The sequence below is a fragment of the Lysinibacillus sp. RS11 genome (assembly GCF_042019215.1).
GTDB lineage: Bacteria > Bacillota > Bacilli > Bacillales_A > Planococcaceae > Lysinibacillus > Lysinibacillus xylanilyticus_A.
In genome coordinates, this window is sequence record NZ_CP168124.1 from 4,216,757 (window position 1) to 4,229,274 (window position 12,518).

Below are 12,518 nucleotides of genomic sequence, written 5' to 3' on the forward strand. Positions count from 1 at the left end.
TCTTATTGCCAATGTCTAATTGGTACCCTTTCAAGCTCATAGCGTTTAATAATAACACTAATTTTCTGAAACCATTCCTCACATAACTCTAGCGCTTCTTGATAGTCATCCTCTTCCCGTGATATCGGCTCACTGTTATCCATAAAAACATATTCTAAAATAGGGTCAGATAAGTTATCAGCTACAATTTGCAAGGTCAATTGAGATACTTCGTTATCCTCAGCGTCCTCTTCATCTAATTCCTCTTCTATATCGTGATCTTCACCTAGTAATGAGCTACTTATTAAGTTATTACTAGTTCTTGCAATATACATTTCGTCCTCTACTATAGCAACTTCATATATTTTATTAAAAGGGATTTCTTTTTTAATCAATTCCTCTTCTAAATGTTCTCTACTTGCGAGGAAAAGTGTATTTGTAGGCTCATTTAATAATAAAGCACTTAAACAATCACTTGATATGATGCAATGTGTATGAGGAATAGCCATTAGCTCCTCCTCACTTGCCTCTTTCATTTCATTCAACCAGCTAATATAAATATATCGTTCTTTCACATACCGAATAACACCTGCTATTACTAGCCCTAAACCAATTAAGAAATAAACCTTACTAAATATGGCTGTTTCGACTGCATTTGCTAGTAATAAATAGATAAGCCCTAGAAAAAAGAGAAAAAAGGTTTTCATCCGTATCCCACCTTCAAAAGATAATCAATAGAAAAATCGCATCCATATTAGTAGAAATTTTATTCTAACGATTATCTTTTCATTCTTAATTTCTGTGGGAATTATCTACATTGCTAACACTAACATCAAACTTTGAAACGGATTGTAAATCTTTGAGATATCGCCCTCGATTTTATTCAGGGCGTAAAGAAAAAACAGCTACAACGCAATTATAAAACGTTGTAGCTGCTACTATGATTTTTTAATAATCATTCACCCCTAAATGATCATTTGTATAAAAGGTACTTATCCATTTAGTGTCATAACTAGGACTGCCGGTACAAATGATACAGTAAACATACTCACATACCACAAAGATGTACGGCGTAATGAAAAACGAACTTGTTTCTTTTCTGCATAAAAGATATCTAACATAACTGAAGCAACAACAAGTGGGATCGTAACACATGCGATAGCAACTAATAAAATATCTAAACCAAACATAAAAACACCCCTCTGTTCGTGAACATTTATTTTCCCTTTGTGACAACTTTGTGTCAATTACAGTGTACACAATTTCGCCACATTTTGTCAACTAGATTTAATTAAGAAAATTTCGTTTTTTACAGTATTTTTTTACCCAATCGAGAAATTTACGTAAAACCACTTACAAAAAAGCAGCTGCAAAATTGCAGCTGCTTTTTTAATCATTATTTTAATCTCTATATTTATATGTCAGCCCTCTTAAAAAATTCCTCACGAATCGATCGCCACATTCCTTATAGTTGCGATGACCTGGATTTCTTAAAATGGCACCTAACTCGCCCTTCGAAACGCTAACGCCCCCATCATATAAAAGATCTAACATGTCTTCGCTCGTTAAGGCTAATGCAATTTTCACTTTCTTTAACAGCATATTATTAGGGCTTTCTTTCCCTGAAACAGGTAGTGGTCCTTCAGGCTCACCAGGCTTAGGCTTTTGTGGCCCTCGTTTAAATGTAATAAATCCATTTAAGAAAGCCTCTACCATTTTATTATTACATTTGATGTATTCTTCAGGTGCTTCTTCCTCATCATTAATTTTAATAAGCATGTTCAATACTTCTTCCTTTGTAAAATCCATGCCACCTAGCTTAAAAATTTCAACCATGTCCTTATTTTTAATATCTAGCGCATATCGCAAACGAATTAATATATCATTATTCGTCATTTAAAAACCTCCTTTATGTATTAATAAAGCCTAAATTATAAAATGCCAGGCTTAATTATAACAGAGAGCATCACTTTTTCAGCTAGCTTTCTGAAATTCCTATTATATTTAGACTGCGCATTTCCTTCTTTTTAAATGTATGAAAAGTAAACTCTCGACCATTCTAATCACAAGGAGGTGAGAAAAATGGCTAACAATAATCGTAGTTCAAATAAACTTCTTGTACCTGGTGTACAACAGGCTGTAGATCAAATGAAATATGAAATTGCCCAAGAATTTAACGTACAGTTAGGGCCAGAAGCTTCTTCTCGCGCAAACGGTTCTGTTGGAGGAGAAATTACAAAACGCCTCGTAGAAATGGCTGAAAAGCGTTCAAGAGGTTTATAATAAGAACAAATGCGTTAAAGCGCTAAAGAGCCCGAAGCAAAAATAAACGCTCTACCACTTTTACCCGAGGGATCGAAGTGACCTTGGGGATGTAGCGCTTTAGCCTAGGCGACAACGCGCTATTAAAGCTTCCTAAAAAGAACGAATCCCCTTTGATTGGAATTCGTTCTTTCGTGTTTTCATTATTTTATTTCAACCGGTTGTAAATCCTCATTTGAACCCTTTTTTAAAGTCAGCATCACGATAAAGGAAATGCAATATAAAGCAGCTAAGTAGATCAGAAAATGGCACGGAAGATATTTCTTTACCATTAAAAACAAAAGCAACAGCTTCTTTAATTTAATATTAAATTAAAACTAATTATTGCTAAAGGCTTTATACTTTCTTCCTTTTAAAATTAGCTTTCTTACGCACTCCACATGTGCAGAGTGGATGTGGCAACATAAGGATGCTGGTGGGTTTATTACATTCTTAAGAGTTACATCATTTCACTGTCCCCGTCCCATCAACATTCTTTTTCAAAGTTATCAAGCAATGCACGCACTTCATCTGTTGATTTCGTGTTCATCAATTGATTTCTTAATTCACCAGCTCCACGGAATCCTTTGACATAAATTTTGAAAAAGCGATGCAGCCCTGTGATTGAACGTGGTAGTGCTTCCGCATATTGATCTTGAAGATCAAGCTGCAGTCTTAAAAGATCAAGGTACTCTTTACTGCTATGTTCTTTTGGCTCTTTTTCAAAAGCAAAAGGATTTTTAAAAATACCTCGCCCGATCATAACGCCATCAATCCCGTATTGTTCAGCAAGCTGCAGCCCAGTTTGACGGTCAGGAATGTCTCCATTGATTGTTAGTAGCGTATTTGGTGCGATACGGTCACGTAATTTTTTGATTTCCGGAATTAGCTCCCAATGCGCATCTACTTGGCTCATTTCCTTTCTTGTACGTAAATGAATAGAAAGGTTCGCAATATCCTGTTTTAAAATATGCGTTAGCCACTCTTGCCACTCATTTACATCGTTATAGCCAAGTCGTGTTTTCACGCTGACAGGTAGTCCACCCGCTTTCGCTGCTTGAATAAGTTCTGCCGCAACGTCAGGACGCAGAATAAGGCCACTACCTTTCCCTCTAGATGCCACATTCGGTACAGGGCAACCCATATTAATATCGATACCTTTAAATCCTAGCTCTGCCATACCAATACTCATTTGACGGAAATATTCGGGATTATCCCCCCAAATATGTGCCACCATTGGCTGTTCATCTTCTGTAAAAATCAAACGACCACGCACACTTTTCATGCCCTCTGGATGACAATAGCTATCCGAGTTTGTAAACTCTGTGAAAAATACATCCGGTCGACCTGCTTCACTTACTACGTGACGAAAAACAACATCTGTCACATCTTCCATTGGTGCAAGTACAAAAAATGGTCGTGGTAAATCACGCCAAAAATTATCTATCATTTCAAACTCAAATCCTCTCACTATGGATACACCTTCAACTCTCAATCAAAAAGATAAAGCCAAATGTTCCACTTCTTTTACACTTATATCATGCTTAATAACTTATTATCAATACAAGTACATATGGACATTTATAATTTGTGAAAATCGGCAATGTTTATTTTAACGAAAGTCGGTGCTGAATGGTAATTTTTCTATATTAACTGCTTTTCTATTATACCAACCAAGCTATCCCTTCACATTGTGGTGAGACTAGCCAGTTGCGGTACTGTAAAATAACAGTAAAAGCAGACGGCCTATTAGAGGTGCAATATCGCATTTCTAAACCGTCTGCTTTTTAATTTCAACGAATATTAAGTTAGCTATTCCAAGTTACGAACAGCATTCACTATGTGCTGAGTGTTTGAGGCAACATAGGATTGCAGGTAGCTTTATGTAACCGGCTGCTAATCATTACTTCCATGATTTAATGAAGAAAGTAATTTTTCTGCATCATTTTTTAAATCTACAAGATACTCTGCTTCTTGAACTAGTTTTTGCATTGTATTTAATTCATCATCGCTAATTCCAACTAACTCTTCAAACATTTCTACTGATTCTCGCGAAATGAAAGAAATATCCTTCATTGCTTCCATAATTTGCAGAGAGCTTGAAGAAAGTTCTTCTGTACTTGCAGATGATTCCACATTATTTTCAGCAATAATTTTTGTAGTATCTACAATTTTTTCGAACATATTCCCGATTTCTAGTATTTTAGTATTTGTTTGTTCAAACTCTTCTGTTCCTTGCTTCATTGATATGACAACTTTGTTCGTCTCTTCTTGAATATTTTTTACAATATTCGAAACTTCATCAGCTGACTGACGTGATTGTTCAGCCAATTTACGAACCTCATCAGCAACTACAGCAAACCCTTTACCGTGTTCTCCTGCACGAGCTGCTTCGATAGCTGCGTTCAATGCTAATAAATTTATTTGCTCTGAAATCCCTGTAATTACTTTAACAATATTACCAATTTCGTACGATTTTTCTCCAAGTATATTGATTGCATCAAATGTCGTATTAATCGTTTGATTAAAATGCTCCATTTTCACCAACGAATCTTTTAACTTTTCATTGCCTTCTTGCGTTAATTCTAACGTCGTATTCGATTGTTCTGAAATTTGGTTAGATCTTATAGATAGCTCTTCAATAGCCACTGTGATGTCTTCGATAGAAGTAGCACTCTCTTCAGTAGCGACTAGTTGCTTTTTTAATCCTTTACCGACTTCATCGATTGCGGCCCTTACAGTATCAGCCTTCTCAGTTGCGTAATCTCCATGTTCTAAAAGATTTTTACTTTTTTCATTCACATTATTTGCGAATTTATTAAATTGTTCACTTACTTGACCTGCTGATATTTCATGCATTCCATTTAGTGCCTCTTTATTTATATGGGAATGACGTTTAAGTGAAAAATATCGGTAAGCAAAATACAAAGATGTACATAATAAAACTACAATAATTCCTAGCATAATAGCTTCCATGAAAAATTCTCCTATTCTACTAACGTATTAGTGATGAAATTTTATAGTTCTTTTACAATGATGTAAATTCCATCTGCTACAGTCGGTGGAATACTGCTTAGATTTTCATTGCTTTCATATTTATGAACAATAAAATCCCCATCTACGTTCACATATTTTGTCAAGCCATGATACTTCTCCAGCACACGCATTGACTTTGGATTTGTCGCTTCAGCTAATACTAATCTTAAGCCTTCTTCTGTTGCTTTCTTTATTAATACATCGCCTAAATTTTGTACTATATCATGACGATTATGCTCACCAATTACACCTAATAAAAATAAATGTAATACTTCTCCATCTTCCATATCTTTTCCATAACGATTTTTATAATCTTCTAGGAAACGTTCATCAATATCCTCTAATACACGCATAACAATATTCATATCTGCAAACGTGCCTTCAAAAATATCCTCTTTGATAATTTCAAAGACATTCGTATCTCCAACTAATGCGCCTACAACATTTTGCTCTTGATCTAGTGCAACAGCACAGTATCCTTGATGAACATTTGCTTCAATATATTCCTTCGTAAATTGATAGAAATCTTCGTAAGGTAGTTTTAAGGCGTACCCGATAATCGGTTCTTGCACCCATTTGCCAGCAACCTCTACCCCAATAAATGTTTTTGCTAAACATTCTGCTGTCTTTTTAATTAAATCTGGTTGGTCCTTTGTAAGGATTTCATAAGTATATAATTCTTGAATTGTTTGCATCCTAAATTCCTCTTTTTCAAAATGTGATTATAGTTAATTAAAGACTAACGCATTGGTAATTGCGAAACATTGTCGACTACGGTTCCTGGGAAATTAACTCCCTCTAAAGCATTTCGCACTTGCACATAGGCAATTTTAGAGGTTGGATTAACAATAAATATATCTTTAAAGCCTAGTGAAGCATAAAACATTAATGTTTGTCCTAGCTCTGCAGAAATCTTTGAAGGGAGGGGTGATTGATGTGTTGCATCAACAACAAATGTATAGGTATTTTTCTGTACTTTTGACCCTGTCTCTGTCAAATCTTTTAAATAATCCTCTACAAGCGCTGGTTTTATAAACCCTATTATTTGGACGTGTACTTCTTTTTTTGCTTCATAAATCGCCATTTTATATTTCTCTTTATCAACGACTATCATCTCAAATCTCCTTTTTATAATTTTCTTAAAGCTGTTAGCATTTTTGTAATAAATATTAATAAATACCTATTCAGTCCTTTGATTTTTTCCACAAAAAAACTATCCCTGAACATAATTAGGATAGCCAAAAAATCGCTTATCATCTTGGCAACCCGACTATCATTTTCCAAGAGGATTTTAGACTCGTAGCTTTGCGTCCTTACCTTTCGATAAGTTTGCCGTTTTCAATTTATTAAAATTACGCTGACATAATACTATTAGATTATAAATGTTTTGTAAATTTTTGTCGACTGTAGGTATTTTTCTCTAAGTAATATCGGAAGATTTAGAGAATTTTTCCGTATATTTAAAGGAATGGACAAGAAAATACTGTTTGGTGATTTTTTTAAAGAGGGAATTTCTAATCATGCCCAGATTGTAGGAAAAGCAAATGGCTGCCTATTCTTTCACATTCATCTAAGAAGAAGAATCAACTTCATTTTTCATAAATGCGTTATGTAACGATAAAAAAGAGTGGAATTTTAGGATACATCCTAAAATTCCACTCTTTTTTATAATGCTACTCTTTTCAAAACTTCATTACTTGTACTCACAACGGTAGTATTCATTACGCCTTTGTGAATCGCTACAAGTAGTATAAAAAGCGTACCGAAAGGCAACTGCAACTGTTAGATACCTTCTTTTAAAATGAGATGCGAGACACACTCAACATGCGTCGAATGTGGGAACATATCCACTGGCTGAATCTCCTGTGTTTGATAGCCCCCATCCTCCAAAATACGGAGATCACGCGCTAGTGTACCTGGGTTACAGGACACATAAACAACACGCTTAGGACGTTGCTCTAAAATCGTCTGAAGAAGAGCCTCATCGCAGCCTTTACGTGGTGGGTCCACTACTAGGACATCCGCTTCCTTGCCTTCCTTATACCAGCGTGGGATCACTTCCTCTGCTGGGCCGGCCTCGAAATACGTATTCGTAAAGCCATTTAATGCTGCGTTGCGTTTTGCATCTTCAATAGCTTGTGGGACAATTTCAACCCCCATAACAGCCTTTGCTTTTTCTGCAAGGAATAATGAAATGGTACCAATTCCACAGTAAGCATCTATTACTCGTTCATCACCCTGTAAGTCAGCGTAGTCTAATGCTTGTTTGTAAAGGACTTCCGTTTGCTCAGGGTTTACTTGATAAAATGAACGTGCTGAAATTTCAAAGCGAACATCACCAATTGTATCGATAATAACGTCCTTGCCCCACAGGTTCACGGTTTCATCACCGAAAATAACGTTCGTTTTGTCGCTGTTAACGTTTTGCATAATGGATGTGACATTCGGGACAAGCTTCTGGATTGTCGCAACAGCTGCTTCTTTTTGCTGGAATTTTTTCTTTTTCGTTACGAGAACAACCATGACTTCACCAGTTGCTCGTGCTTTACGAATAACTACGTGGCGTAGCATTCCCTCATGTGTTAGCTCATTGTATGGTCGAATACCGATTGCCGCTAATTCCTTTTTCAAGCCTGTAAGAATAGCATCCGCTTCACCTGTCTGAATTAAGCAACGCTCCATATCCACAATGCTGTGAGACTTCGTTTTATAGAAGCCAGCAATTGCTTGTCCTGCTTCATTCGAAGAGAAAGGAATTTGGGCTTTATTACGATATTGCCAAGGCTCTTCCATGCCTTTCACAGGTAGAACAGGCGCATCAATTTTACCAATACGTTGCATGACATTTCGCACCATATTCTCTTTCCATTTTAACTGCCCCTCATAAGACAGATGTTGTAATTGGCAACCACCACATTGCTTGAAATATTCACAAGGCGCCTCTACTCGATCTGGCGATGGCTTAAGAATATCTACAACTTTCGCAAAGCCATAATTTTTTAACGTTTTTAAAACATGAACTTCCGCTGTCTCATTAGGAAGTGCCCCTTGGATAAATAATGGATAGCCGTCGACCTTTGCAACGCCATTGCCATCATGTGTTAAATCTTCTATATAAACTGTTAATCGATCATTCTTTTTCACGGGTGCTGACATTCGTACATCCTCCATTTCAATCTCTTTATTGTAGCATGTGTTGGCGGATGAAAAAAGAACAAGACTTGATCTTGTAAGCTATTTGCCCAACATCCATGACCTAAGCAGTACGACACTCTCCCGAGCACATTCTCCTTCCACCTGATCACTTCCGCACACGACCCGAGCAGTACTGCAAAATGCTCGAACCTTCCAAAGCTTAAAGTAGAAAAAAGAGCCGCTATTCGCGACTCTCTCCTTCCTCTTTTGTTACATGGTGATCTTTTGGTGCCCACCAGAAAGCAAACACAATTCCGAGGATGACTACTATAAATGGCGCATAAAACATGAGAAATTTCTCCATCACTCTAACCTCCTATGCGTGATTGTCTTCTTTTCCTGTCACGTAATTTTTGTTGAACAGGAATAATTTCAACAATAAAAATAGTGATGGAATAAGCAGACATAGACCTAATATAAATGCGATGACGAGTGCAATCGCCATTTGTGTACTTGTAAAGCTATCGTAAATTGTTAAATATGGATACAGTAAATATGGATATTGTGCGATACCATAAGCGAAGAATGCCAAAGCAAATTGGGCAATCAATAGTCCTACTGCAAGGCCGTAATTTTTTCGCATCCAAATGAACACCACAGTAATGATAAATAGTACGGCTGAAATGGCGAACACCCACCATAAATTAACCATATTATTGTAAGTTTCAGGATTGATCGATTTCATTTCATACATAATACCAAGCGCACTCACCATTAAAGGTATCGCCCAAACAAGTGCGTATTTTCGCATTAGTTTTGTTGCTTCTACATCCTTTGCTTTATGAGCATACCATGTTAAAAACACAGCTGAAATATAGAGTACCGCTGCAATGCTCAAGACGACAATACTCCAAGCAAACGGGCTCGTATACAATGTCCAATAGTTTAAGACCGGTTGCCCGTCAACCATATCAACATAGCCACCTGCAGCAATCGCAAAGACAACAGAAAGTGAGGCCGGAATGAGTAATCCTGCTATACCATACGTTAGCGTGTATCCGATATGTCCACGTGAGCCATATGATTCAAACGCATAGTAGGAGCCTCGTATGGCAAGTAGCACTAGCGAAATACTAACTGGCACAAGTAAAATGGTTCCATAATAAAAGGCTGTTTGTGGGAAAAACCCAACAATCCCAACAAAGAAGAATACTAAAAAGACATTCGTTACTTCCCAAACAGGTGATAAATAACGTTTAATAATATTTGTTAAAATATGATTTTTGCCAACGAGTAAACTGTAGGCATTGAAAAAACCTGCCCCAAAATCAATTGAAGCTACAATGACATAGCCGAATAGGAAAATCCACAAAACTGAAATACCTAAAATCTCTAATGTCATAAGATGTCACCGCCTTTTTCAGAATGGCGATCTGCTAATTCACGTTCAATTGGATTCTTTTTGAACATACGAACTAAAACTACAATACTTCCTACGCCCAATACAGCATACACACCTGCAAACAACAGCAGCATTAAATCCACATGGTCACTCGTTGTGGCCCCTTCTGGTGTTCGCATTAAACCATATAAGACCCAAGGCTGTCTACCAACCTCAGCAAGCCACCAGCCCGCTTCAATTGCAATAATTGAAAGTGGTCCACCTGCAACGACAATCCATCTAAACCAACGTGTATGAATAAACAGCCAACCACGCGCTTTCCCGACTACATAAAGCAATGAAACTAATACCATAAACATGCCAATAAACACCATGAGATCAAAGAGATAATGAATATACAGTGGTGGTCGATCTTCTTCAGCAAATTGATCTAAGCCAATTACCTCTGCGTTTGGATTATTATGCGCTAAAATACTTAGAGCATAAGGAATTTCAATTGCATATTTTACTTCGTCACCATCTAATACACCCAAAAGAATAAGTGAGGCTTTATCGTCTGTTTCAAAATGCCACTCAGCTGCAGCTAGTTTTTCTGGCTGATATTCTGCTAAGTATTTTCCTGAAAAATCTCCAATAATCGCTGATGCAATGGAGAAAATCAGGCCAATCTTCATAAGTAAAAATAATGATTTTTTATGGTACATATGCTTAGAACCTCTAAGCATACGGTATCCTGCAATGGCCGCTAACACAAATGCAGCTGTCATATAAGCGGTAACGAGAACATGCGCTACCTTTGTCGGCATTGCTGGATTAAACATTGCTAAAAAAGGTTGAATATTCACAAGTTCTCCGTCCACAATGTCAAATCCTTGAGGTGCATTCATAAACGCATTCACAATTGTTATAAACACAGCTGACATCGAAGCACCAACAGCTACAGGAATTAATAGCAGCATATGCTTTTTCTGACTTTCAAAGCGATCCCAAGTATATAAATAGATGCCAAGGAAGATGGCTTCAAAGAAAAACGCAAACGTTTCCATAAAGAGCGGTAATGCAATTGTTTGGCCAGCAAGTTGCATAAAATTCGGCCATAGTAAAGACAACTGTAAGCCAATTGCTGTCCCTGTAACAACTCCGACTGCAACTGTAATAACAAAACCTCGTGCCCAACGTCTTGCCATTAAAATATAGTGCTCATCATTCTTTTTATATCCAGTCCATTGAGCAATCATAATCATTAACGGGACACCTACACCAATCGTTGCATAAATAATATGGAACGATAACGTCAGCTCCGTTAATACTCTACTCCAAAAGACTGCTGATTCATTCACCATTTCATTGCCTCCTAACTACCAAATATTCTTCCAAGCATGGAAAGTAGCATAATAATTGCAACGCCAAAGCTTAGCCATATGAGCTTTCTTTCCTGCGACTTATACAAAGTCAACACTTCCTTTCTTACCCCATACTCATATTTTCCACTATTGCCATGAAAAAAACCTTTATAATGGACCGATATTTCGGCCTATTATAAAGGTTTCAAATTTTGTTCAAGTAATATACGCACATTTGCCAAACATTTTTCTTAATTCGTTCACAATCCTCATTATAGACAATTCTTATGGTAAAAATAGTCAATATTTAGGCACTTAGATACGGTCTTCCTCACGAATATCCTCAATGGGAACAAAAATTTCAATATGGCGCTTTAAGTTTTCAAATGTTGCAGGTGCATCCCCACCATACTCACCGTCTAAGTTTAAATGTATCTCGTCTTCAGTAGATACTTTTACAACACTTGCCTTTTTATAAATTACACGATCATCATTCAAATGCTCGCCCCTTAATGCCATTGCGGCAAGCTGAATAAATTCAGGTAAGCTTACTTTTTTCAATACTAATAAAGTAAAGTAGCCATCATTAATGCTTGCGTCTGGTGCAAGCTTTTCAAAGCCACCTACTGAATTGGTTAAGCCACATAAAAACATCATGGCATCCCCATCAAACACTTCATCATCATATTCGATACGCATATGGGAAGCTTTGATTGATGGAATCATTTCTACTGCTTTAAGGTAATAAGCTAACTGTCCTAGCATTGTTTTCATTTTACTTGGCACTTCATATGTTAACTCAGTAATACGTCCACCAGCGGCAATATTGATGAAATAGCGTTCTCCATTTAATAAACCAACATCAACTGGTAACGTTTCACCTTTAATAATAATCTCAACAGCATCTGCAATATTACGAGGGATATGCACTGCACGGGCAAAATCATTCGTTGTGCCCATTGGAATTAGACCAACTTTCGGACGATTTTCAAATGGACTTACACCTGAAATAACTTCATTTAATGTGCCATCTCCACCAACGGCAATGATTATATCAAAGCCACGTTCTACTGCATTTTTTGCTGCAACGGTTGCATCGCCTTCGCAAGTTGTTGCGTGACATGATGCCTCATAGCCTGCTACCTCTAGTTTTTCCAATACTTCTGGTAGATGCTTTTTAAATGCTTCACGTCCAGATGTAGGATTATAAATGATTCTTGCTCGTTTCATAACATACCTTCCTGCTTCATAAGATTCTATTTCTTCAACGAATTTTACGTTTAAATGTTGCACATCCTAATTCTTTGACATGCAGCCTTGTA

Annotated in this window: 13 protein-coding genes and 1 riboswitch; of the genes, 1 reads left to right on the plus strand and 12 read right to left on the minus strand. The window is 36.9% G+C overall.

Features of this window, described 5'->3' with window-relative positions; all coding sequences use genetic code 11:
- Window positions 1-2 precede the first annotated feature (2 nt).
- The 3 genes from AB9L17_RS21850 to AB9L17_RS21860 all read right to left on the minus strand — a co-directional run bounded on the left by AB9L17_RS21850 (window position 3) and on the right by AB9L17_RS21860 (window position 1,875).
- Window positions 3-686, minus strand: a complete 684-nt coding sequence (locus AB9L17_RS21850) for a hypothetical protein (RefSeq protein WP_375199792.1) — start codon at window positions 684-686, stop codon at window positions 3-5.
- A 285-nt stretch (window positions 687-971) separates the two neighbouring features.
- The gene (locus AB9L17_RS21855; RefSeq protein ID WP_375199793.1) at window positions 972-1,169 is read right to left on the minus strand and encodes a hypothetical protein; all 198 of its coding nucleotides are present in this window, start codon (window positions 1,167-1,169) and stop codon (window positions 972-974) included.
- Window positions 1,170-1,380: 211 nt separating this feature from the next.
- On the minus strand, window positions 1,381-1,875 hold the full coding sequence (locus tag AB9L17_RS21860) for a DUF1456 family protein (protein WP_068986357.1): 495 nt from the start codon (window positions 1,873-1,875) through the stop codon (window positions 1,381-1,383).
- A 186-nt stretch (window positions 1,876-2,061) separates the two neighbouring features.
- Here AB9L17_RS21860 and AB9L17_RS21865 point away from each other — a divergent pair, with 186 nt between their 5' ends.
- Window positions 2,062-2,262: an alpha/beta-type small acid-soluble spore protein gene (locus tag AB9L17_RS21865; protein ID WP_068986358.1), complete on the plus strand. Its 201-nt coding sequence runs from the start codon at window positions 2,062-2,064 to the stop codon at window positions 2,260-2,262.
- A gap of 505 nt (window positions 2,263-2,767) precedes the next feature.
- Here AB9L17_RS21865 and AB9L17_RS21870 read toward each other — a convergent pair.
- The 9 genes from AB9L17_RS21870 to AB9L17_RS21910 form a co-directional block, all read right to left on the minus strand.
- Window positions 2,768-3,730 carry a tRNA dihydrouridine synthase gene (locus AB9L17_RS21870; protein ID WP_068986398.1) on the minus strand — a complete coding sequence of 321 codons (963 nt, stop codon included), beginning with the start codon at window positions 3,728-3,730 and terminating at the stop codon, window positions 2,768-2,770.
- Between the two features lie 446 nt (window positions 3,731-4,176).
- Complete coding sequence (locus AB9L17_RS21875) at window positions 4,177-5,256, minus strand: methyl-accepting chemotaxis protein (RefSeq protein WP_068986364.1); 1,080 nt, start codon at window positions 5,254-5,256, stop codon at window positions 4,177-4,179.
- A 41-nt stretch (window positions 5,257-5,297) separates the two neighbouring features.
- A complete protein-coding gene (locus AB9L17_RS21880; protein WP_375199794.1) occupies window positions 5,298-6,011 on the minus strand; it encodes a hypothetical protein in 714 nt (237 codons plus the stop codon).
- A gap of 44 nt (window positions 6,012-6,055) precedes the next feature.
- On the minus strand, window positions 6,056-6,430 hold the full coding sequence (locus AB9L17_RS21885) for a hypothetical protein (protein WP_068986366.1): 375 nt from the start codon (window positions 6,428-6,430) through the stop codon (window positions 6,056-6,058).
- A gap of 143 nt (window positions 6,431-6,573) precedes the next feature.
- Window positions 6,574-6,660: riboswitch (cyclic di-GMP riboswitch) on the minus strand.
- Window positions 6,661-7,098: 438 nt separating this feature from the next.
- Window positions 7,099-8,472 carry a 23S rRNA (uracil(1939)-C(5))-methyltransferase RlmD gene (gene rlmD, locus AB9L17_RS21890; RefSeq protein ID WP_223554778.1) on the minus strand — a complete coding sequence of 458 codons (1,374 nt, stop codon included), beginning with the start codon at window positions 8,470-8,472 and terminating at the stop codon, window positions 7,099-7,101.
- Window positions 8,473-8,692: 220 nt separating this feature from the next.
- A complete protein-coding gene (gene cydS, locus AB9L17_RS21895; protein ID WP_263297518.1) occupies window positions 8,693-8,815 on the minus strand; it encodes a cytochrome bd oxidase small subunit CydS in 123 nt (40 codons plus the stop codon).
- 12 nt (window positions 8,816-8,827) lie between these two features.
- Entirely contained in the window at window positions 8,828-9,853 is a 1,026-nt protein-coding gene (locus tag AB9L17_RS21900) for a cytochrome d ubiquinol oxidase subunit II (RefSeq protein WP_068986368.1), read from the minus strand.
- Complete coding sequence (locus AB9L17_RS21905) at window positions 9,850-11,196, minus strand: cytochrome ubiquinol oxidase subunit I (RefSeq protein WP_375199795.1); 1,347 nt, start codon at window positions 11,194-11,196, stop codon at window positions 9,850-9,852. The genes AB9L17_RS21900 and AB9L17_RS21905 overlap by 4 nt, the downstream gene beginning before the upstream one ends.
- Window positions 11,197-11,511: 315 nt before the next feature.
- Entirely contained in the window at window positions 11,512-12,426 is a 915-nt protein-coding gene (locus AB9L17_RS21910; protein WP_068986370.1) for a diacylglycerol kinase, read from the minus strand.
- Window positions 12,427-12,518 lie beyond the last annotated feature (92 nt).